The 24,182-nt window shown below is 45.2% G+C and carries 16 protein-coding genes and 1 pseudogene; 4 read left to right on the top strand and 13 right to left on the bottom strand.

The annotated features are described in order from the left end of the window. Window positions 1-286 precede the first annotated feature (286 nt). Together pdxR and AC1TPC_RS09590 are read left to right on the top strand one after the other, a co-directional pair. Window positions 287-1,717 carry a MocR-like pyridoxine biosynthesis transcription factor PdxR gene (gene pdxR / locus AC1TPC_RS09595; RefSeq protein WP_482066639.1) on the top strand — a complete coding sequence of 477 codons (1,431 nt, stop codon included), beginning with the start codon at window positions 287-289 and terminating at the stop codon, window positions 1,715-1,717. A gap of 151 nt (window positions 1,718-1,868) precedes the next feature. After that, a complete protein-coding gene (locus AC1TPC_RS09590; RefSeq protein WP_482066638.1) occupies window positions 1,869-2,003 on the top strand; it encodes a hypothetical protein in 135 nt (44 codons plus the stop codon). Window positions 2,004-2,200: 197 nt separating this feature from the next. Here the strand turns inward: AC1TPC_RS09590 and AC1TPC_RS09585 are convergent, their stop codons facing one another. The 6 genes and pseudogenes from AC1TPC_RS09585 to AC1TPC_RS09560 all read right to left on the bottom strand — a co-directional run bounded on the left by AC1TPC_RS09585 (window position 2,201) and on the right by AC1TPC_RS09560 (window position 10,613). Next, complete coding sequence (locus tag AC1TPC_RS09585; RefSeq protein WP_482066637.1) at window positions 2,201-2,473, bottom strand: hypothetical protein; 273 nt, start codon at window positions 2,471-2,473, stop codon at window positions 2,201-2,203. Window positions 2,474-2,668: 195 nt separating this feature from the next. Beyond that, the gene (lacZ, locus tag AC1TPC_RS09580; RefSeq protein WP_482066636.1) at window positions 2,669-5,713 is read right to left on the bottom strand and encodes a beta-galactosidase, LacZ type; all 3,045 of its coding nucleotides are present in this window, start codon (window positions 5,711-5,713) and stop codon (window positions 2,669-2,671) included. A gap of 77 nt (window positions 5,714-5,790) precedes the next feature. Further along, on the bottom strand, window positions 5,791-6,615 hold the full coding sequence (locus AC1TPC_RS09575) for a carbohydrate ABC transporter permease (RefSeq protein WP_482066635.1): 825 nt from the start codon (window positions 6,613-6,615) through the stop codon (window positions 5,791-5,793). Further along, window positions 6,608-6,727 (bottom strand): annotated as a pseudogene (locus AC1TPC_RS09570) (sugar ABC transporter permease); the annotation flags it as partial. The pseudogene AC1TPC_RS09570 and the gene AC1TPC_RS09575, both read right to left, overlap by 8 nt. A 528-nt stretch (window positions 6,728-7,255) precedes the next feature. Continuing rightward, window positions 7,256-9,031 (bottom strand): sensor histidine kinase, encoded by a 1,776-nt coding sequence (locus AC1TPC_RS09565; RefSeq protein ID WP_482066634.1) that lies wholly within the window; start codon window positions 9,029-9,031, stop codon window positions 7,256-7,258. Window positions 9,032-9,035: 4 nt separating this feature from the next. Further along, complete coding sequence (locus AC1TPC_RS09560; RefSeq protein ID WP_482066633.1) at window positions 9,036-10,613, bottom strand: response regulator transcription factor; 1,578 nt, start codon at window positions 10,611-10,613, stop codon at window positions 9,036-9,038. A gap of 268 nt (window positions 10,614-10,881) precedes the next feature. On the opposite strand from AC1TPC_RS09560, the gene arfA reads away from it, so the two are divergent. Continuing rightward, entirely contained in the window at window positions 10,882-12,393 is a 1,512-nt protein-coding gene (arfA, locus tag AC1TPC_RS09555; protein ID WP_482066632.1) for an arabinosylfuranosidase ArfA, read from the top strand. A 91-nt stretch (window positions 12,394-12,484) separates the two neighbouring features. On the opposite strand, the gene AC1TPC_RS09550 is transcribed toward arfA, so the two are convergent. The 5 genes from AC1TPC_RS09550 to AC1TPC_RS09530 form a co-directional block, all read right to left on the bottom strand. Further along, window positions 12,485-12,904, bottom strand: coding sequence for a GreA/GreB family elongation factor (locus AC1TPC_RS09550; RefSeq protein WP_482066631.1), 420 nt, complete (start codon window positions 12,902-12,904; stop codon window positions 12,485-12,487). 288 nt (window positions 12,905-13,192) lie between these two features. Continuing rightward, entirely contained in the window at window positions 13,193-13,423 is a 231-nt protein-coding gene (locus AC1TPC_RS09545) for a hypothetical protein (protein WP_482066630.1), read from the bottom strand. A gap of 695 nt (window positions 13,424-14,118) precedes the next feature. Further along, complete coding sequence (locus tag AC1TPC_RS09540) at window positions 14,119-14,739, bottom strand: cyclase family protein (RefSeq protein WP_482066629.1); 621 nt, start codon at window positions 14,737-14,739, stop codon at window positions 14,119-14,121. 167 nt (window positions 14,740-14,906) lie between these two features. Further along, entirely contained in the window at window positions 14,907-15,176 is a 270-nt protein-coding gene (locus AC1TPC_RS09535; protein WP_482066628.1) for a hypothetical protein, read from the bottom strand. 107 nt (window positions 15,177-15,283) lie between these two features. Further along, window positions 15,284-16,222 (bottom strand): helix-turn-helix transcriptional regulator, encoded by a 939-nt coding sequence (locus AC1TPC_RS09530; protein WP_482066627.1) that lies wholly within the window; start codon window positions 16,220-16,222, stop codon window positions 15,284-15,286. Window positions 16,223-17,123: 901 nt separating this feature from the next. Between AC1TPC_RS09530 and AC1TPC_RS09525 the strand changes: the two genes are divergently transcribed. Next, a complete protein-coding gene (locus tag AC1TPC_RS09525) occupies window positions 17,124-17,405 on the top strand; it encodes a GNAT family N-acetyltransferase (RefSeq protein ID WP_482066886.1) in 282 nt (93 codons plus the stop codon). A gap of 159 nt (window positions 17,406-17,564) precedes the next feature. Here AC1TPC_RS09525 and AC1TPC_RS09520 read toward each other — a convergent pair whose 3' ends face one another. Both AC1TPC_RS09520 and AC1TPC_RS09515 read right to left on the bottom strand, forming a co-directional pair. Further along, the gene (locus AC1TPC_RS09520) at window positions 17,565-18,356 is read right to left on the bottom strand and encodes an imm11 family protein (RefSeq protein WP_482066626.1); all 792 of its coding nucleotides are present in this window, start codon (window positions 18,354-18,356) and stop codon (window positions 17,565-17,567) included. A gap of 85 nt (window positions 18,357-18,441) precedes the next feature. Beyond that, on the bottom strand, window positions 18,442-24,006 hold the full coding sequence (locus AC1TPC_RS09515) for a S8 family serine peptidase (RefSeq protein WP_482066625.1): 5,565 nt from the start codon (window positions 24,004-24,006) through the stop codon (window positions 18,442-18,444). Window positions 24,007-24,182: the final 176 nt, after the last annotated feature.

Here is a 24,182-nt window from a genome sequence, read left to right as displayed (position 1 = left end):
AACGCGATGTCGAGCTCGAGTTATGACGAAGCGGAAGGATCGGCAGATCAATTCGAGTCGTCGTTCTACAGAGCTCATTGTGGATCAAATTATTCGTATCGACGACGAAAAATACGATTAGTGCAGCAAAATATACGACATCGCATATAAGCTTTATCTACCGTTTGTTAAAATTAAATTGGAGGGTCTATAATACTTCCAATTGGATCTGTACATATTAAAGCCAATCCATTACCGTTATGGTAGGATCAGACATGTCATTATTCGCAAAAGGTGTTGGTAGACCATGTGGAAACCAGATCGTTCAGCACAAACCCCCTTATACCAGCAAATTGTCGATCATATCCAGCGCGCCATCTCTTATACGGAGCTTCCGCCTGGCAGCAGCCTGCCCTCCGAGCGCAAGCTGGCGGAGCAGCTTGGCGTTAACCGCAGCACTATCATTCAAGCCTATGAAGAACTGCGGGCTTCTGGATTAGTGGAAAGCACGGTTGGCAGCGGCACACGCGTCAGTCTGACCAAATGGGGCATTTCACCTACGAATACGCCAAATTGGCGGCAATATACGGAGGGCGGCACCTTCCTTCCTAATCTCCCGCTAATGCGCCGCGTTCGTGAGGCTACGCAAAACGACTCGTCGATCATAAATATGTCAAGTGGAGAGCTGTCGTCCGATCTATTTCCAAATGAGTTGGTTAATCGGATTTTGCGGGAGCAGCCGTTTCAAGAGCATCTCGGCTATGACGATCCTCAGGGCTATTATCAGCTAAGAAAAACGCTTGTCGGCTCCCTCAAGCATTACAACGGCATTCATACGACGGAATCGTCCATGCTGATTACATCCGGCTCGCAGCAGTCTTTATATTTAATTACGCAATGCTTGCTGTCTCCGGGCGATGCCGTTGCTATTGAGGACCCTTCTTACAGCTATTCGCTGCCGATGTTCCAATCGGCTGGCTTGCGGATCTTCCGGCTGCCCGTACATGAGGATGGGATCGATCCGGATGATATTACGAGCTTATATCGCCAGCATCGCATTCGGATGGTTTTTTTAAATCCCAACTACCAAAATCCAACCGGCACCATCCTCAGCGATTCAAAAAGAAAACGGCTGCTTAAGATTGCTGCAGATTTGCGCATTCCAGTCGTAGAAGATGATCCTTTCAGCTTGACCGCTTTTGACGGAAATGTCCCTGCACCGCTCAAATCGCTGGATACGGACGGAATCGTGCTCTACATCGGCTCACTTTCCAAAATTGCCGCTTCTGGGCTTAGGATCGGCTGGATGGTAGCTCCCCAATCAGTCATTGAACGTCTTACCGATGCAAGGCAGCAAATGGATTTTGGCTTAAGCATCCTGTCGCAATGGGTGGCGGAACGACTGCTCGCCTCTGAGCATTTTGACCAGCATATTGTGCAATTGCGTCAAGCTCTATTTCAGAAGCAGCAGATCATGGTACAGACTTTAAAGGACACGCTTCAAGGAAAGGTAAGCTTTGTCCCTCCGCTCGGCGGACTGAACTTATGGTGCAAAATTAATCAAAAAATAGATGATGCGAAGCTACTGGAAGAAGCGATCAAACGAGGAGTGGCATTTGTGCCTGGAAGTGTTTACGGCTCGGAGCCCGGCTATATCCGTTTTTGCTATTCGAAGCCTAAATACGAAGAAATATATCCCGGAATAGTCGCATTCTCGGAAGCATTGGAGTGCTTTTGAGCTTCAAATTAATCTCTTGATTAAACTCTTGAATGATCCTTTAATTTATCTGATTATTACTTTGGATATTAATCTTGAAATTTATCTTGAAATTTATCTTGAATTTGAAATTAACATTAAAATTACCTTGTTTTAACGAAAGGAGACTGACGTGACTTATATTATTATTTTGAGCGCATTGTTCTTCGGCGGCATTATTTATATTCTGATGGCTGGTGCGCAAATTGTAAGAGAGGATGACCTCATTCAGGATCAAATATTGAACCAGCTGAACGAATCTCATTAAGGAAGCTTTATAGATACATTAGAGATCAAACGAGCCTTCAGAATCGCTTCTTAGGCTCGTTTGGCGTTTCGGGAGACATTGTAGCCAGTATCCGCTAACTACTTCGGTAGAACTAACTGGAAAAACTCCATCTATTTTTCCAACGAGAAGGCAGTTAGACCATTTAACTGGAAAATCTCCCGTTATTCTTAGCACCATTACCGAATTTGGGTCAAAAACGAAAAATTAACGGGAGAAAATCCATCTAATCTTGATTTTCGGCCAAAATCACGTGATTTAACGGGAGTTTTTCCCTTTAATTTACTTAAATCAGCTGCAAGGGCGGCAGCATGCACTGCTGCAAGCAAGCACAGCGCAAGGGCGGCAGCACGCACTGCTGCAAGCAAACACAGCCGCAAGGCGGCAGCATGCACGGAGTAGAAAGAGATCTTGAGCCGCCTCATTAAGTAGAAGCAAAGCGTCTGCTGCATAAATCCCCCCACCCAGCGGAGAGAGAGCCACAGCATAAATCGCTCTCCTGTCAAAGAAAAGAGTACTGAAAATATCCACTGAAAGATTCGCTAAAATCCACTGGAAGATCCGCTGCATAATAAGCTTGCCTGACATGTAAAAAGGGCACTGAAAAAAACCTTTTTCCAGTGCCCTCCTCATGCTTTTTATCTATTTTACAAACGATCAATGTTGAAAACAAACGTCAAATCTTGATTCGCATGGATCAAATACTCGTCATGCACGGGCGCGCCCCAGCTGTCGTCACCGCCAACGCCCATCTGTCTGCCAGCTACCGTTACGACCGTATAGTGAACAGGCGGCAGCTCATAATGATGATACGCATTTTCCAGCTCGAATGCGGTATACGGCGAAATGTTGCATTCGACTGGCTGCGATGCAGGCGCTGTAATCCGAATGCCGCGGCCATCGTCATTCGTGATGCTTACACGTCGTACGCCTGTGCGGTTGCCCGATTCCTGAGGAACTACGTAGCCGGATACGTTATCGGCGGCATCATTTTGGAATACGCCCAGCCGTGCACCAAAGGCGCGGTCAATGTAGTTCTCTTCGGGACCCATCGCATACCAATCCAAATGGCAATAATCAGCCGATACCTTGAATGACAAGGCGAATGTCGGCAGCTTCGGCAATCCTTCTGCGCCTTTGTAGCGCGATGTGACGCTCAAGCTTCCATCAGCAAGCACCTTGTATGCAACGGTGACGAGAACCTCAGCGCTTATGCTCAGCTTGTACTGGAATGCAACTGTGGCGCTGCCTTCCTGCTCAGTCAGCTCCACACCGATGCATTTGCGCGTTAAGCTGGCCGCGAACCAAGCGCCAGAGTCAAAGCCAAGGGCAAAGCCCTTGTCATTGTCCGTCGTCGCCCGCCAAAACAATGGAGCCGGCGGAATCGCAATCATCTCTCTGCCTGCATAGTTCAACGAAATGAGCGTCCCTGCCTGCTTGGAGAACATGATGCTGAAATCTCGGCCATGAACGCCGATATTGACATCTCCCTCCACCACTCGAAGCGAATCATTAGGCAGTGTGGACACTGCACCTACTAAGCCCGCTTCAATCACAAATACATATTGTCCGAACGAAGTTTCATATCCCGCATCCGCCCACAGCGTCTTCTCCTTCAAATGGAGCGAAGCATGAAGCGCATACTCGCCTGGCACATCAACTGCAGGCAGATCCAACGGCAAATATGTCTCGCTTTGCGCAGCCACATCCACATCCATTTCACTCCTGAAAATTTCCTTGCCCTCATGTTGAAGCGAAATGACCAAATAATAGGCATCCGTACCTTCGAACAGGTTCTCGTTGATGACCTTCACGCCTTGGCGGTCAGGAATCAGCTTGATGTTCTGGTAGAGGAACTTCACCTCTTGCATCTTTGGCGATTCCTTGCGGTCTGCGTACACGATGCCATTCGTACAGAAATTATAATCGGTAGCCCGATCTCCAAAATCGCCGCCGAAAGCAAGAAACTCTTTGCCATAGCGATCCTTTTTCACAATTACTTGATCGATATAGTCCCAAATGAAGCCGCCCTGATACATCGCGTATTTCTGCTCCAGCTCCGTATATTTGTGCATGCCGCCGACCGAATTGCCCATGGCGTGCATATATTCACAGCTAATATAAGGCTTATCCGGGTTATCATTCAAATATTGCTCAATATCGGCTGGCTTCGCGTACATCCGGCTCTCCATATCGCTAGTATCATTGTACTTGCGATTATGGAATACCCCTTCATAATGAACGAGTCTGCTCGGGTCCGTCTCGCGGAAATAGTTCGATACGTTCAGCAGCACCTCGCCAGCATACGCTTCATTGCCGACCGACCAGATGAGTATGGACGGATGGTTCTTGTCCCGCTCCACCATCGAAATCGCCCGATCCATCACGATGGGCTGCCATTCCGGCTTGTTTTCCGGGATGTTCCACGAAGGCTCGACAGCCCCCATCTTTTGCCATGAGCCATGCGTTTCCAGGTTCATTTCATCAATGACATAGATGCCGTAAATATCACAAAGCTCGTACCACAGCGATTGATTCGGATAATGTGAGGTTCGAACCGCGTTCAGATTGTTGCGCTTAAGCGCAGCAATATCCCATAGCATATCCTCCTTCGTAATCGCCCGGCCTCTGCGGCTGTTGAACTCATGGCGGTTAACGCCCTTGAATACGATCCGCTTGCCGTTTAGATGCATGACCTTATTGATCATTTCAAATTTGCGGAAGCCGACCCGCTGCGGAATCGCCTCGATAAGCTTGCCTGCTTGATCATATACCGTAATATAAAGAACGTACAAATAAGGCTTTTCGGCGCTCCATGCCGTTACTTTCCCAGCATTAAGCGACAACGTCAACGCATCGCTCGCTGATGATTCCGAAGATGCTGTCCCGACTATATGTCCATCAGCGTCCTTTAGTTCAAGCTTAGCGCTATAGCGCTGCCCAGCAGCGGTAAGCTTAAGATCGGCGCGAAGACTGCCGCTTGTATAAGCTTGATCAAGTTCGGCATGAACAAACAGATCGCGGACATGAATGCTAGGAACGGTATATAAATAAACGTCGCGGAAAATACCCGAGAAACGCCAAAAATCCTGATCCTCCAGCCAGCTGCCCGTACTCCGTTGGTACACTTCAACAGCGAGCTTGTTTTCGCCTTCCAGCAGAAACGGTGAAAGCTCAAACTCAGACGGCGTAAAGCTATCCTCGCTATAGCCGACAAATTCGCCGTTCAGCCACAAATAAAAGGCCGATTCTACCCCTTGAAAAGAAATATATACAGGCTTGCCCTTCATATTGTCAGGCATATGAAAGTACTTCACATAGCTGCCAACCGGGTTATGATCCTCTGGAATTGCTGGTGGACGAATATCGTTATGTCCGTCCCAAGGGTACATCGTATTGACGTATTGCGGCTTGCCATAGCCCTGCAATTGAATATGTCCCGGCACCTCGATATCTCTCCAGCCATCGCAATCATAATCCTGCTGGAAAAATCGCTCAGGACGATCAGCAGGCTTCACGGAATAGCTGAATTTCCAGCTCCCGTTCAAGTCATGACGAAGAGCCATCGGCGCAAACGCCGCCGCTTCCTCTAGCGATTCGTAATAACGGTGATCGGAGTGTGCAGGCAATCGGTTCACAGCAAATACGCTCACATCGGTGAGCCAGTTTATGTTCGGCTTAATCTCATTCATAGCATTTTCCCCTTAACTTGATTTAAAAGCCAGGCAGCCGCGCATAAAGCGTGCAGCCGCCTGACTTTGCTCTTGCTTTATTTTACCGAGCCTGTCATCCCTGCTACAAAATGCTTCTGCATAAGGAAGAACACAAGCGCGGTCGGAATGGTCGAAATGACGATCGCGGTCATTATAATGCCATAGTCCGGCGAGTAGCTGGACCCCAAATTCGAAATCAGCATCGGAATCGTTTTTTTCTCCGGCGATTGCAATACGATGAGCGGCCATAGGTAGTTGTTCCAGCTCGACATAAACGTAATAATACCGGCTGCCGCGTAGGTCGTCTTCATCGTTGGCATGAAGATGCGGAAGAAAAGGCTTATTTCGTTTAGTCCATCGATCCGGCCCGCTTCAAGCAGCTCGCGCGGAAACATTTTCGTATTTTGACGGAAGAAGAAAATAAGAAACGCAGTCGTAAAGGTCGGCAGCACGACGCCAGAGAGCGTGTCCAAGCCGATAAACGGAATCGCCTGCGATAGTCCTGCAAACATTTGATACAACGGAACCATGATCGCTGCGAACGGGATCATCATCGAGAGCAGCAGGATCGTAAATACGACGTCTTTCGCCTTGCTCCTGTAAATTTCAAAGCCATAGCCGGCTAACGATGCGATGACCATGGCGAGCACTGTTGTCGTTATGGAGATTTTTGCCGAGTTGAGCAGCGCGGGCACGATATCAACCGTACTGAACAACGTATTAATATTTTCGATAAGCTGGCTGCCGGGCAGCAATCTTCCCTTCGTGACATCAGCCGACTTGTTAGTCGCGCTGATTATCATCCATAGAAACGGAAAGATGGAAACAAATGCAGCGACGCTTAGAAAAATATACACAAACACACGTTTTAATTTATCCATTTTTATCACCTGCCGCCTTAAACTGAATGAACGCCAATATGATGATCATAATTACGATCGAATACGACACGGTTGCCGCATAACCAAAGTCGGACGAATATTTGAAGGAAAGCTTGCAGGAAGCTTTGAGCACGGTAGTCCTCGATCAATACGATTGTCGGCAGGCTTTTTGTTGTACCCGCGTTTAGGCCTGCGTTCAATTTTTGAATAATATCAGCCTGTGCGTTTTCTATAATATTTACTTTCAAATCAGAATCCGGATTTTTAGCCTTGTAAGCTTCGCTTGCACGCTCCATCGCTCCGATATTAAATACTTTATCCCAAGCCCAAACCGTAATTTCCTTTGTTCCTTCAGCAGGCGTACCGCCTTCATTCGCATTTGGTGCATTGTTTTCTTTGCCGCATGCTGTTAGCAGCACGAAGCTGGCTAGCATAATGGCGAGTAATTTTTTCAATACCTTCAACCCCTTTTAGTAGCTGTTTGCTTATTTCTGAAAGCGTTTGCCTGCTAACAAGATTCATTATAGCAACTCGTGAAAATGACTCGTTAGCAATATATTTGTGCGGATTTGTCATTCTATTGTTACCTTCCCCATCGTTAATATGTAATTAGAAATTAATTTGTTAATTGGTACTTTCTTTAGATCTTCTTCAGTGGCAATCTAATTTTCACTCTCGTTCCATCGCCAACATCGCTCACGATTTCAACACCAAATGCTTCTCCATAGAGCAGCGCTATGCGGTCATGTACGTTGCGAATGCCGATGCCTGAGAAGAAATGGCTCGTTCTAATCGAAGCGTGATCAGGATTCTCATGGTCATACCCGCTCATCCCTACGCCGTTATCGACGACCTCGCATACCAATGCATCCTCCTCGCGCGAAATAAGGACATAAATATGCCCTTCGTTTCGGTCTTGGAAAGCGTGAAAGAAGGCATTTTCAATAAAAGGCTGGATGATGAGCTTTGGAATGTGATAGCCGTAGCAATCATCGGAAACAAAATAATTAACTAGTATCTGCTCGCCATACCGTACATGGTTAATAAAAACGTAGTTTTTCAAATTAACGAGCTCCTGAGCTACGCTGATCGTCTCGCTGATGTTGCTTACCGTATTTTGCAAAAGCGATATGAGCGCGTTGATCGTAGCTGCTGCCTTCTCCTTGTTGCCCTGCTGCACCAATATTTTGACTGATGCCAGCGTGTTATAGAGGAAATGAGGGTTAATCTGCATTTGCAGAGCGGAAAGCTCGGCGTTGCGTTGATTTTTCTGCGTTTCAATCAGCTTCTTAATATAATCATTCAACTCAACGAGCATATAGTTATAGGCATTCCCAAGCTCCTTGATCTCATGGCTGCCTGTCACGGTTATATAGTTATCGAAGTTATTTTCCGTAATGCCTGACATTTGTTTGGCCAGCATCGTCAACGATTTCGTCAATCTTCTCGAAATCAGAAATACGATGAAAAGGGCAACGAATACAATCGCAACGCAAATAAGCGCGACCGTCTTGAAATCGACCATCTCGCTCAGCACTTCCTGCTTGTCGATGAGATTGACCAAATAAAAATCATAAACCGGCAAATAATTGGACAGCACCAGACTGCTTCGTCCTATCACGCTTACATCTTTAAAGCTTAGCTTCTGCTCTTCTATTTCTTTGGCGTAGCCAAGCAGACTACTCTCTTTATTGCCAATAAGCTCATGGCGGTTGCTTGATACAACAATGCCCGCACGATCCAAAATAACTACGTCATTGCCTTTGCTGGTAAAGCTCGAATAAAACCGTTTAAAATCGCTCTCTCTTATCGCAAAATAAAGAATGCCGTACGGGTTGCCGCTGGTGCGCTCCATTAACGCCCTTGAAGCAACGATAGCCGGATCTTCATCCGAAGAACCGGCAACAGATTGTTTATCCAATTGATAAATAAGCTTCTTAGGCTGGACTAGCGTATTCACGGTCAACATGCTGTTTTTCAGCTTGTCCAATGATTTGGGCCAATACGAGCTGTCCGTCGAGTGGCTCTTCTTATTGATGCCCACGATTGTAATCGTAACCGGATACGCTGCTACATTGGATTGAATTCGCTTCATCTGCTGGCTCGCCGAATAGTAGCTGTACATCGTGGAAAGCGAATCCATATCAGGCTTCGTCAAAAAACCTTTGATCGCGCCATTTTGCAGCACATTGTTAGACGCCGTTACGACGGAATAGTTGAAAGATTCAAAATTCGTTTGAATTTGGCTAATGATCTTCGAGTTCGTAATGCTGAATGTATTCATGAACAGACGCTCCGACATCTGTATCATTACAATCGAAGTAAGGAGTGCTACAGAAACGATGCTGACCAGCGTAACGATAAACATTTTGATAAAAAGGCCGTGATATTTAAATTTGTCCAAAAAGCCTCTCATGGCGCTATTCCCTCTTTTTGCCTGTGTATTGTTTTCTGTAATGGCTCGGCGACAAGCCCGTTAATTTCTTAAACACTTTCGTAAAATAGCTATGGTCCGAATATCCAACCATTCCGCTAATTTCGGAGATCGAAGCCGTATCCTGCTGCAAAAGCTCTGCTGCCTTCTCCACTCTAATCTTGTTCAAATATTCGCTAAAGCCTTCCTTATTATGCGATGTGAAATAACTCGACAGGTACGACGGATTAAAGTGGAAATGCTTCGCAATTTCCGTCAAGCTCAGAGGCTCGGCATAGTGCTCCTGTATAAAATGAAGCAGCTGCGCCATATTCGGATTGCTGTTCGCTGTACCTCTCGTTTTTATAACGTCACTCGCTTCCGCTATAAAGGAATGTAGTAGTGAAAGAGCCTCGCTTACATGCGTCGATTCTCCGATCGATTTGAAATAAGTGTATTTGGCTTCATCCAGCTTTTTTATATTGGATTCCAGACGGCCTAACAAGATCGTAATATTAAATATAACGTTGCCCAAAAAAGACTTAAATTCGAAGACATCGGTTTTATATTGGCTCGCTGCATCATTCACATGCGCAAGCAGCCTAGTAAACGCTTCTTCGAATTGCCTTCGGTTCATCAGCTCAGTGAAGGAAGTCATATTAAAGGGGCGTGCCTCGCCTTTTGTTGCCGGCAGCTCGCCATGAACGATCAAATGCTGGGATGCCGGAAGAAAATAGCGGTATGCGTTTATTTTCAGAAAGCTGTCCTTATAGTTGGCTCCAAGCTCTCTCAAGTCGGTAAATCGTTCGCCAATCGTCCAACCAATCTCGGGAAACTGCTCCCCAGTTCTTGCTGCAAGCTTTCGAGCTATGCCGGTCAAAAGATCCTGTTCGCAATTATCAAGGTTAACGAGCACAACGACCGTATTCGGTTCAGTAGGCAGCTGAAAATAAACCGCATGCGGCAAGCTGGCATCGAGCTCATCCGTTATTGCATCCAGCCACTTCGAATCGGTATGCCGCTCTCTCCCCTTGCCCGCCAGCAGCTTCAAATCAGCTCCCAGCAATCTGAATCCATTATGTGGAAACGCTTCCGAAATTACCGTACCCTCTATATCGACCTCATAGCCTGAGATGAGCTTATCGAGCACCAGCTTGATGGACACCCCAGCCTCATCGTCAGCTTCAACCAGCTTCAAGGAAGGAATTTTCCGGGCTGTGCGCTTCACGATTTCAAGCAGTTGAATGGCCTCCAGCTTCGGCTTTAATATATAATCGGCTACGCCGCTTTGAAAGGTTGACCTTACGTAATCAAATTCGCCAAAGCTGCTTAAAATAATGACTTCGATTTCCGGGAACCTCGTCTTAATTACACGGGTCAGCTCCTCTCCCCCCATAATGGGCATGACGATGTCCGTAATGACGATATGGGGCTCCAGTTGCTCGATCAGCTCAAGCGCCTCTTTGCCGTTGGACGCCTCTCCGACAATTTCAACGCCCTCATTCTCCCAATTCAGCAGATGCTTGATCCCTTGTCTGGCTAATATTTCATCATCCACGATAAGTACGCGACATGAAAGAGTCATCCTTTTACCTCCGCTTTCAAAAGCTTTTTTCCTTGCTTGATGAAAAGCCACTTACTCGTAAAAGCTGCGAACGACAATATCCTGATCGTAATTGCCGAAGCCTAAATACATTTCCACATCCGCTTTTTATAATTAGTAATTTAGTTAATCCTAATACAATTCATATCCACCTTATTGCATGTGTTTATTTATTATGATAAATATTATATACGAAATCAACGCTTATGAATTAATTGATTAATTAATTCAACTAGGAGGTTCTTGTTACATGTCTATGAAATCAACGATGCTTATCGATAAAAACTTTACCGTCTCAGAGGTTGATCCCAGGCTTTACGGCTCCTTTATCGAGCACTTGGGGCGTGCCGTTTACGGGGGCATCTATGAGCCCAGCCATCCTACCGCTGACGAGAATGGCTTCCGACGCGATGCGCTGGAGGCGATTCGGTCCTTAAATGTTCCGATCATACGTTACCCAGGCGGCAACTTTGTGTCCGGCTACAATTGGGAGGACGGCGTTGGTCCCAAGGCAGAGCGCAGAAGGCTGCTTGAGCTCGCATGGTGGACGACCGAAACGAATGAAATGGGAACAAATGAATTTGCGGATTGGGCGAAGCTGGTCGGCTCGGAGGTCATGATGGCCGTCAATCTCGGCACACGCGGCGTAGATGCAGCCCGCAATCTCGTTGAATATTGCAATCATCCATTCGGCTCCTACTACAGCGATCTCCGTATATCACATGGCTACAAAAAGCCGCATAAATTCAAAACCTGGTGCCTGGGCAACGAAATGGATGGCCCGTGGCAAATCGGGGCAAAAACAGCGGTCGAATACGGACGGCTCGCGAACGAAACCGCCAAAGCGATGCGCTGGGTCGATCCAACGATCGAGCTTGTCGCATGCGGAAGCTCCTCGAGCGGCATGAGCACCTTTGCGGATTGGGAAGCAACGGTGCTTGATCTCACCTACGATCAGGTCGACTTTTTGTCGCTGCACACCTATTACAACAACAATGAGAATGATTCATCCAACTTCCTCGCGAAGTCGCTCGATATGGATCAATTCATCTACAGCGTTACCGCAATTTGCGATTATGTGAAGGCGAAGAAGCGGAGCAAGAAGAAGCTTATGCTCTCTCTCGATGAATGGAATGTATGGAATTCAATCGGGACAAGCCGCGCCGATGAGCGCTGGCAAGTAGCCCCTCCGGAGTTTGAGGATGTGTATACGCTTGAGGATGCTCTTGCCGTAGGCTGCTTCCTCATTACGCTGCTCAAGCATGCGGACCGAGTAAAGATGGCATGTATCGCGCAATTGATTAACGTGATCGCGCCGATTATGACGGAAAACGGGGGCCCTCTTTGGCTGCAAACGACTTATTATCCGTACCTGCATGCGTCGCTGTACGGCAGAGGCACCGTGCTTCAACCGATCACTTCGTCGCCTAAATACGATTCCAAGGATTTTACGGATGTTCCTTATCTCGAAGCCATCAGCGTTTACAATGAGGAGCAGGGCGAGGTGACGATCTTTGCTGTCAATCGTCATTTGTCGGAGGGGCTGGAGCTCGAAATCGACGTTCGCAGCTTCGGCGAGGTCAGCATCACCGAGCATATTGTATTGGAAAATGAAGATTTGAAAGCAATCAACACCAAATCGAATCCAAGCCACGTTGTCCCTCATAATCGCGGCACCGCCAAATCGGATAACGGATATGTGAAAGCGACGCTTGGCAAAGCTTCATGGAATGTCATTCGTCTTCAAACCAAAAAAGGCTAGCCAATCCGAAAAACCGCCGGATCATTTGATCCGGCGGTTTTTTTGTCACGTAACAATAGTATCAGCGTCAATCCGCTAACCGTTATTCATATCAGTGAATATGAAGCATGCGAACCCTCATCGCTCCAGCCGGCGTAGCAACGTTTACAACCTCATCTCTCCGACTCATCAGCAGCTGCTTTCCTACTGGCGAAAGGAATGAAATGCAATTTTGCTCCGGATCGGCATCCATCGGATAAACGATTTTGAACGTATCCGTCGTTTGATAATCGATATAATCGATCGTAACCTCGCATCCGATAAAAACGGCAGGTGACAGGCCAGTCTCAACAGCGGCAAGCTCGTTTTCAACAAATTGCACATACTCGGCAAGAAATTGCTGCGTTTGCTTTCGCTCTACCCCTTGTTTTGGAAAATAAGCGTCGAGAAACGAATGCTTCTCTTCGCCTAGAACGATAAGCTGATGAATAAGCTGCTCCCTAAAGCTGCCTGCCTGAACACTATGGTTCATAGTAGACTTCACCCCCTAGAGACCTATTACGCAGCAGCAACCCATGAACATTCGATTGAACCATTTTCTTCTCCTCCTCATAAACAGATAGACCTCTACGCAAGAGGTCTTGTTCCATCATATCAAACTTCTCATAGAAGTCCAACAGCTCTCATTCGCCCTTAAAAATACAAAATAATAGTTTTGCTCAGCAAAAAAAGAACCCTCTGCCAAAGCGATGAATAACGAGAGGTTATCCGCAGCTAGGCAGAGGGTTCTTCTATCTTTTTTTACATTTCGAGCTTTGCATTAAGGAGTGGTGACCTCATCTGTCGCCGCCGGATCAGCCGCAGCATCTGGAGTATCATTCACTCCTTCCGTAATGGCATTGCTATTAGCGTTGCTATTAGCGTTGCTATTGCCATTGTTATTTACATCCGTGTCGTTATTGCACGCCGAGGCGGTAAATACGACAGCAACACTCATCATGGCGATCAAAATCAGCTTGGCTATACTGCGGCTTTCATTCGTTTTCTTCATCGTTCATTCCCCTTTCAATCTGGTTGTTAATGTTTTCATATTGGAAACTTAACCAGCCGCGGTATTTTTGAATCGGAATGGTTCATGAGAATATAATTAGATTAGCGAATCCGAATTAGGGGTATATAATTAAACTTTTTTGTTGATAAATCAAAAAAAAAGACCGTACTTGGTCTCTTTTCTTTGAAATCAACTATGAAAATGACATTCGATCAATAAAAAGACTCCGAGCGTATTTCCGAAAAATGAAATAAGCCTGTTCGATGATTAGACTCTCTAATCTTATCCATAATCTCGCATAAGCTAATCATAGAGTCGGCATCTCTCGTAGACGAGGCGATCTGATAAAGGGTGTTAAAGCTTCCAAGCGCATACTCCTTATTCACAGACCCATTCCTTAGGTTTGTTAGCACGCGCTCGATTTCACTGTTAATGAACCACACAATTCTTTTTCTGAAATTTGAGTTCGAATTATTCATGAGCAACCCTCCGCTGTCGATGAAATAGTACCTGTTCAGTATAGCTCTGCGGTAACTAAAACGTTGTCGAAGCGCGAAGTCGAATAATATTATTTTCCTACAAAAATCACGTTTCTTCTCTGTGGCAGCATCACAATAAACAAGCATTGCGCAGAGCGCGAATTTGAATACAAGAGTGACCATGATAAATAATGTCCATATCCGTTAAATGCCTCCCTATTCCTGTTTGACCCGCGCGATGACGCGAGCAATGGATGAATCAGCCTTTATGCGAAGCGGCAGCGCAATGATTTCAAATGCTTGGATGCCCTTCAGCCGGTGCACATGCTTTAAGTTTTCAATGATGAGAATGCTGCTGCCGAATAAGCTTTTATGTATATCAAATGGATCTTTATCCGGTGAAGGCGTATCCAAGCCGATCATTTTTACTTTCTTTCGAATGAGCAGATCAACAAACGCCGCAGTTAACACCGGATAATCTGTAAAATACGATGGCTGGCCATACAGCTCCCCATGTCCGGTATAGACAATGACAATTTGCCCCTCTTTGATCAACGCTTCGTATTGTTCATTATAATCAATTGTGCTGACGCCACATACGTCCAGCAAGACGCCGTCGCCAACAAATTGCTCCACTGGAAACTCATCGATATACTGCTGCATGTCCAATAAATGCATCGGACCATCAATATGAGTTCCAGCATGCATGTTGATCGACAGCTGATGATTGTTGTAATCATCGCTGCTAATATGCTTGGATTGCGTAAGTACCGTTTCCGCATCGCCTGGGTATACCGGCATTTGATGAAAAATAGGATGAGTAAGATCAATAATCACGCAGATTTACAGCTCCCTTCGACAGTGTTGGCTCTAACCGACTATAGCATAAAAGCTGCATTTTCGAGAATAGCACGATCTGAAGGAAGATATCGTTATCGCTTTATTGAAGCAGGTTTGTCGTTGGAAGAACCGCTGAGGGGTTTGGGAGTGTGGACGATTGGGGTTTACATGGATAGCTGTAAAACAGCTGCCTTAGCCAACAGCGCCTGCTTCATGACGGCTTTCTTTACCCTGTTGTGCTGAAGCGGCTCGGATAGTTGAAAAAAGGATTCATCCTGCAGCATCGCAATGAGCGCCTTTGTTGCCGCTTCGGCAGCAAGCGCTTCGTCTTCAACCAAGTAATAGGCAGCTTGGTAAGCGTAAATTTCGTGTTCCTTTAAAATAGCTGCTTTTCGCTGCAGCAATTGTTTGGTATGTGTAGTAAGCATCTTCACCGCACGCCTCCTGCAGCCTTGAACTTGACTGTACTCTCGGATAAACCAACTATATACGAGTTCGGAGTTTCCACCTAGTACCATATTTCCGTAGTACTTGACAACGTTCAATACAGCAGTCGCATCGCTTCGTTTTTTCGCTTCATGTAGGCAACAGCCGCAACCGGCCCGCTAATTTTCGCTTCTTCGCCAAGCTGCCAGATCCGTTCCGCATAAAAAGGCATATCCTCAGCCGCAATAGGAATGGATGCTGTTCCGCTGCCTGCATCGGAGCGTTGAATAAAGGGAGCAAACCGGGTTTCGGACTCGAGCAGCCACACCCCTTTTTCCGTCAATTCGAGCAGAAGCGTGATTTGTTCCAACTGGTCTTTCTCCGGCACATTCAGCAGCGTTTGTTGTTCGATGTCTTCACGGCAAGGAATCCATTCGTTGATCGTGGCGGAGAGAATCCGGTCAGCCCTGAATTGCCTCACTTCTTGGTGTACAAAACAATAGGCAGGGCAATACCAATATCCAGAGCTCGCGTAAATACCGATAGGCTGAATATCCCGCTTCGAAATGCCGCTCCCCGAGCGGTATTCGATCGTTGCAACGCTGCGAATCATAATCGCCTGCAGCAGGGTTTGAAGAACGTCAGGGGACATTTGCCTGTGCGGGCTGTAGATCATCACCCGATCTTTCAAGCGGTCAATCTGCTCCCTTACATCAGCCGGCAAATAATGATAAAACTTATGAAGCGCTGAGCCAGCCCCTTCGCCGAAGGGCAAAGAACTGAAATAGTTCAAGGACTGGCAAGCAAAAAAGATAGCGATGGCCTCGCCCTCCGAGAAGCTGATCGGCGGGAGCAATCGCTCTTGCAGCAGCTTATAGCCGCCTCCTCTGCCCTGTATGGAATAGATGGGAACGCCTAGCTCGCTCAGGTCTTGCAAATCCCTTGTAATGGTCCGGGTTGACAGACCAAATTCATCTGCAAGCTCCCTTACGGTAAAAGACTTCCTCGCATTGATCATCATAATTAGTTGAATTAATCGCTGTGACTTTTGCATAAGCAGCCTCACTCTCCCTCAGTACCTTTTATTTTATCTTATTCCATAAATAAGACAATAACTGTCTTGTTTAACGCCTGAATCCGTGACACCTCAGTAATCTCAACCGTATGGCACATGGATCATCTTCCAATCTGACCCAATAGCCGAATTCAGCAGTTTCAGGGTAACTCAAAACAGAACCCTTGCTCTCAAGCGTTCTGCTTAGTCGTATGAAATGCTTGTCTTTAACCGAAGTGTATATATAGACGACGCAACTGCCGGAACCAAGGGCTCCATCTTCCAAAACAAAGCTTGAAGCTTCGAGCATGTTTCACATAACGCGCCGAAATGAGCATAAGATCTTGGATTACGGTCCGAATACGCTGGCGGAAAACCATCTTCTTCTTCTTTGGCGCATCTTGGTCGGTCAAGGCAACCAGACCTATAAGCGAATAATCCCATATGTAAGATGAGGTCATTCGTAGCGAACTTGCCTGACGGTAGTCGTTCAAGGTCAAGTTCAGATTTAATCTCACTGTGGAATTGCTCACTTGTGGCATGGTCCTTGTACAACTCGACGATTTGTTCCTCCGAGCATTTAAGTGTCGTCCAGAAAAGTGCCAGCTCGATCTCTGGGACAAGGAGCACCTGACCGTCCCGTTCAATGGTGCGCTCCGACATGACGGTCATATTAGATTAGCGGAAACAAGTTGGTTTTTTTATTATCCAAAGGTAACCAAAGTGTTAAAGTTTATGGATGATGAAATATTTCATGTTCTTGCTCATAAATTTTCACAAATTATGAACTCAAATGTTACTGTAAATTTAATTAAAGAAGATGAACTTTGGCGAGTGTACTATAATGGTGGTGGGATTCGTTTCTGGCTAAGTTTACTTAACCAAAAAAAAGTTTACAACTATTTGCTACGATATTGACTCTCCTGCCATTGAAATCCATGATCTAGTTATAACCCCAAAAGGAAAGGGCTTGGGAACACAAGTAATTTATACATTTATTAGTAGCGTTGAGAACATTGGCTTCAACAGAATCATCCTCCATGCTATAGATGCTCGAGCAGAGAATTTTTGGAGTAGGTTTGGTTTTTTACCAAAATATAAAGGTGCACCTTATATGTATCTTAATTTATCAAATCTTGAAAAATTAAATGTATTAAAAATAAATGTTTGGTACAGAGAATAAAGTAAGTTTTACTCTCCTGATTTAAGTAAAACTGGAGAATGTAGTACTTACCATTTAGTACATTTGACGGAAAATATGCTTGGTATGAGGATTTTCCAATAAATAAGCGTTTGACCTAATAAAGGTCAAACGCCCAGCAATACGTCCTTACTTCTATTATTATAGGTTGGATCGAGGTGACACCTTCCATTTTATCTCTAACAACGGAATAGGAATATAAACCGGTACGGACCAAGCATATGATCCATCCGGAAGCCGATCCCCCAATACAACCTTTCCGTTAGCGTTTTTCTGCCATTTATAATCGCCGCTAACAACCGCCCACTGGCCTTCCTCCACGATCTTCATCGCTTCTTCATAAGTGTACTCGCCAGATTGAGGCACAGATTCAGATACAGCCGGTATTGGCGTGTTCATATACTCCGATGCAAATAATTCATGGAATACAAAACCTATCAGCCGATGGCTTTCTACGAGATCTTTAAATGCATCTGTTACGAAAACTTTTGTGCTGAGCTGCTGCGGAATTTTAAAAATAAACTCACCCTGCAAGCGCTCCGGATGGAAAGCATAAGATTCATAGCCAATGAACGTTCCGCTGGATAATGTTTTCTCAACTGCTTGCTCACAGTTAATCGCATCGACAATGTTAGTGACATTAACAGCAGCGACAGGGAAATCCTCGAGCTGTAAGGGCAAAATTTCTGCGCGTCCATAAATAGCCGGCTGAAGCAGGTCAATTGCTTTCTTGCTCCATATCAATTTCCCCGAGACAAAGGATAAAGAATCGCAAGCAACCCCTTTTCCTTTGTAAATATGCATCTCAATTTCTTTCCACTTATCTACTGGGCTTCCCATAAACTGATAGTCAAAATAACCATTGAAATCGACATCAAAATCTTTAGTTGTAATTTGAACTTTACTTCCGCTGTCAAGCTCCCATACTTTCATAGTCTCATCCCTCACTAATTATAGACTCTCTGCACGATAATACTATTATCGCACAGAGAGGGTGTGTTATAAATTACTAATTCTATTACTCAATGTTACCTAATCGAATTTTGCCAGTCAGAAGATCTTGTCGGATTGATTCAATAGCACGCAGCACATCCTGTTTGTTGTTCTTGACAGGCTCCAGTGTGTCTGCCACATATTTGAAATAGTCGCCGACGTGATAGCCGTTATGAGTAGAAACGAAAGTCCCGTCAATGTCAATTGCCGACTCCCCTTTGCGCATCGGCAACCAGACGCCATTGGCTGCGGAGTTGATATCGATACCGTGCGTTGAAAAAATATTTTGAGCCTTTTGTATGTTTGGATTGTTGTTTACCGTTTTTGCAATAATATGATGCGCCGCCCATTTATCCACTCCAGGAATGGCAGGAGCGGAAATATTGGCTGCCTCCAGCTCCTTGGCCAAAATATTTCCGGATGTAACCGACGTAAGACGCGAAGTGTATTCTGAAATATTTTTGGCGATATAGTCCGCAGCCGTTAAGCAGGCGGCATTATGAGTCAGAATTTTAAGATTAGTGACATAGTAGGTGTGGAAGTCTTGAACAGCAAAGTTATAGACGACATTGTGTTCTTTCACATTTTCAATATTTTCTACGAATACTTTGCTGCCGTCATAAGTTTCGAACTGATCCCCTACAGTCAGATCTTTGGCTAATACCCACCCTTTGTCAAGTATCCAGAATGGGTGCTCTGATGTTGTCGTGATAATTTCTCCGCCGACCGTGATTTTCCAGGATTCATCGATATCCTTCTGGAACACTTGTTCAACAGACTTATACGCTGTAACTGCTGTGACTGGATCTTTGGAAAGTACGAGATCTCTGACTTTGATGTTCTCTATGGATACTTCACCGTCTGGCGTCGTTACTTTCGTACCAGCAGTAAAACAGTTAATACACCCTGATAAGTAATGAAGTCTTCGTATAAGCTTAGTCCCCGCTATTCCATCCCCATAGAAAGGAATAGCAGATATTGCCGAAATGCTAGCGTTGACTTCATCTCCTTTCATCAGATATACAACCGCATTGCCCGCATCAAATACAGGTACAAACATACCTGCAATAGATGAAAGATTCAAAACATTATCGAGCACCGACTTATTCGGATCGTAGACAAACAGTTCTGCGCCTTTCCAGAACCGCTCAAGCCCATTCAGACCGTAAATGGATCCTGACCAACCGACATATTGTGTTTCTTGAGGGGTTGAAGATGTTTTGTTCCAGATATATTTGTAGAAATAATTGCGGCATTCAAGGCACTTATCTTTGTTGCTTGCCGTCACGTTCACCAAACCAGATTTTTTTTGCATTTTAATCGGTGGAGCTGGAATGAGTCCCGTTAATGTTGTCGCCTGATTAATAACGGTAACTTTTTGGACCGATGCATGCTGAGAATAATGGTCGGTTGGCTTGATTTTGACGCTATACTTGCCATTCTTAGCGTAGTAATACTCTAGGTCACCATTGTAAACATTGTAAACTGGAATAGCCCTGGAAACATTTTTGTTTACTTTCCCATTCCATACAAATGAATGTTTACATGGAGATACCTTGACATAATCAGGTGCACCGTAAGGAGTACAACTGCCGGCTCGGAAGCCCAATGTCTCCTCATATATGACATAGTTTTGCTGGTCGATGACTTGGACAAGGGTTCCATTATGGTCACTAGAGTAGCCCCAAGTAATAGTCGCATAGTCCGAGAGATCCGTTTTAGATGGATCAATAAAGCTTTGAAGCGCTTGTGATGAGATGCCCGCAGAAGCGTAACTTACGGTAGCCTGCTTATGCGATAATTCATAGCCTAGGCCAAGTGTTGTTGCTTCATCTGTTGCAGATAATAAGTTGCTAGCATAGTCTTCGTTATAAGCTACCTTTGCATAGTATGTTCCCGCAGTGATATCAAAAGAATCTACGTTATCAGGGGTGAAAATGCCAATCACATTGCTACTGCTGTCCAATAAAGTAATCGTATTTACCGTTACGTTCAGATGGACGGATGTAGGTTCTGTAACAACAACTTTGTAATAATCGGTATCAAATCGAGAAGAAAGATCTTGCGAATAAATTTGTTCCCATGTAGCAGGAATTGCAAGTGAAGGGGTTGAATCAAAGTCGTCTTCGACCGTGAAACGGGCAAGGACAGTACCAGTGCTACTATAAGGTCTTACCTTGATGTAATATGTTGTATTAGCAGATAGCCAAAGCTCCACTTTTGAGAAATAGCCCCCGAAAGGATTCTCAGGTACGTCATCGTTACTAGCAATGAGAGTTGTTAAAGCTTGGTTAGAATAGATTTCGATTATCGTATCGTTATTAGCACCCGTTCCTTGGTAAGGGGATGTATAGAAACGATAGTTTCCTGCTCCTACTGTAGAAGGAGTTGTAAATTTAAAGTATGAAATTTGACCGGCAACGTTGGTCATTTCATAATTCACTTTATTTGTCATATTCGTGAACTCGATGGACGTGTTCGCCGTGACAGTCAGACTGGCATGAACGGCACGACCCCCGTATCCCGCTACTTTAATGTAATATGAAACGCCAGCCGTTAAATTAAGTTTTAGTTCCGAGAAAGTTGTTCCGTTACTGTCATCGTTATGACCAATCTGAGTCAATAATGCTGCATCCGAATAAGCGTATAGTAGTGTATCGTTCGTACCCGAAGAAGCAGATCCACCATAGTAGCCTGTAGCGATATTGTAGCTTCCGGACGTACTCGGAGTAAATTTGTACAGCTTGTACAAGTTAGCAACGGCGTCCACGTTTACTGAGCTATTTAGGTTAATTACGATTGGTTCCGGCGGGGCAATGATGGCATTTATTCTTGCATGAACAGCAGTCGAAGAGAAACCTTTCAGTTTTACATAATAAGTTGTGCTCGCAGCAAGATTTACTTTAATTGTAGAGAAATTGGTTCCGTTAGAATCGTCGTTTGAAGCTAGTAGAGACGTGAGCCCTGCATCGGAATATATCTCGAGAACGGTATCGTTATTTGCTCCAGTACCGCCAAAAGGTCCTGTATATATCTGATACATATTTGCAACACTCGGTGTAAATGTATATACCTGACTTAAACCTGATGCCAAATCGACATCAATTGGGGTGTTCAAGGTTAAAGTCGGTATTGTTACCGCTTGTGTCGCTTTGCTATACGTGGAATAAGCACTCGTTCCAATAGCGTTAGTTGCTGCGACACCTAGCGAATAAGTTGTGTTCGCCGTCAAACCAGTAAACGTATACGATGTAAGACTTGTGGTCGTAACATTGGTTCCGTTCAGTCTCAAAGCATAAGAAGTCGCGCCCGATACGGCATTCCAAGTTAACGTGATGCTTGACGTCGTAGAAGTCGCAGCGAGACCTGTCGGAGCCACTGGTGCTCCCGGCATCGTGGTTGAAGCATTTATTGTGGAAATCGCGCTTACACCACTTGTATTTACTGCAGCGACCCCTAATGTATATGAAGTTCCTTGCGCGAGTCCGCTGAATGTGTAGCTCGTCGTACTAACAGATGTGATGTTAGATCCGTTCAAGTACACTCGATAAGAAGTAGCTCCGCTCACTCCGTTCCAAGTCAAGGTAATCGCATTAGTGTTTGGGGTAACGGATAAGCCGGCAGGTGCTCCCGGTGCATTTGGAAGTGTTTCACGACTTGTTGTTGAATAGATGCTGGTTCCTCTCGAATTGACTGCTGCTACCCCAACTGTATAAGTAGCGCCGCTCGTAAGATTATTAAACGTATACGATGTACTGGTCGTACTGCCCTGAGGACTTCCGTTTAGACTTACAGTGTAAGAAGTCGCTCCCGATGATGCGGACCAAAACAGGGTAATGCTATTATTCGTAGCTGAGGTGGATAGACCTGTAGGCGCCGAAGGTGCCGGCCTAGGATCGACGTATACGTAGAATAAGTCTGCAGGATTAGTCGTGTCGTAGTAGTATTTGATTTGATAAGTTCCGGTAACGGCAGAGGACGAAGAAGTCCAAGTATAACTTACCGGTACATTGGCTGATACATTTGATAAAACCGTTCCGGTTATTTTGGTACCGCTCGGATCAAACACACCAATTGTAACTGATGGTTTTGAACTCGAGAGTTTCAGCGAGACGGTAGCTGAATCACCGGGATATATATGTTGGTTGTTTCCAACCACATCGTACGCTTGAATACCTGTCTCATCTGATAAATTTGGGAGTTGTTTTTTGAATTCGGAGATAGCCCGATTCATTTGATCAATTAACTTAGTAAAATCTGCGCTTTTATCATAGAAGAACGATTGCTGAGAGGCTGTGTAACTCCCTACATTGTCTTTAGAAATGTCTTGAATCTGTGCAGGCATACTATGCAGCTCTGTGCTGATCTTGATAAAATCATTCTTTTTGTTTTCAATTATCTTTGCTAAATCCAAGTTGTTATTCGCATTGGCCTGATCACTTAAAAATGTTAGCATATTAAAGGCCTGCAGAATGGATTCATCTGCTTTTAAAATATCGAAGCCTTCTGAGTTACTTGGAGGAGTGGGACTTGGCTCAGGTTCCTGTGGCGTCGTTGGTTCATTGGGGACACTATCTTCAAGAGGTGGGATCGGACTGTTGCTAATTCCCAATGCCCTGGCCAAGTTAATCATGCCGTGTCCGTACTCGTGTTGATCACCTAGAGGCGTAGCTGTGTTAAATAACGCGTCTTTAACCTGTACACTATTCCATTTTTTATTGGCAGACAATAAGGCAGCCACAGCCCCCGTTACGTGAGGAACTGCCATAGAGGTGCCTGACATTACACCATATGTACCATCATTTAACGTACTTACGATTTCCGACCCCGGTGCTACTAAATCAACTTCATTACCGGTACTCGAAAATCCCGCAAGTTGATTCGATTTTGTCACAGCCCCTACTGAGATCGCTTCGGAGAAGAGTGCAGGGTACAATTCTGTCTCTTCTCCCTTTCCTGAGTTTCCGGCAGCAGCGACGATAATAATACCTGCTTGATCGGCAGCTTGAATTGCATTTTTCAATGCTTGACTGAATTGGGCACCGCCGAAGCTCATCGAAATGACATTCATCTTGTTCTCGATTGCCCACTCGATGCCTTGGATAACTTGACTGTAGCTACCGGATCCCGATTCGTTAAGAACCTTAACGGAGTAGATCTCGACTTTATCGGCAACCCCCACGACACCTTCTTTATTCTGAATAGCAGCAATCGTTCCTGCTACATGAGTTCCGTGACCATTATCGTCCGAATAGCTGGAGATTCCATCAACAAAAGATACGCCTCCAGTAATTTTTAAATCGGGATGTACCGAAATTCCCGTATCAAGTACAGCTACTTTAACTCCTTTTCCACTCGCTTTATTTTTGGTTAAATCTGCACCCACCGCATGAATACCCCACGGAATCGTTTCCGCATTCTTCTTAACTTTCTTGGCGAAATCATGATTTTTTTCAGCACCATCTCTTGATTGAATATTGACGATGGAATCAGATTCGACGAACGCAACATCCGCGTCTTTTTGCAAGTCTTGGACTTCCGCAGACGTCAAACTCATGGATAATGTATTTGTTCTCTTCCCTTTTTTCACTTTTTTGCCTACAGATTTTTTCTTTGCAACAAACTTTTCTGGGTTCGATGAGTTCTTTAAACGTAAGCGTCAAATCCAGCCCACCTTCAACGTCCAAACCATTCATGAGAAAATGAAGGCAACCCAATGAAGGAGGTTGCCACATGACCACGAGAGAACAACGTCGTCAAGCATGG

It is taken from the genome of Paenibacillus sp. Y280, assembly GCF_056786335.1.
Note: the sequence above shows the minus strand (reverse complement) of the source record. Positions and strands in the feature narration are given on the sequence as shown.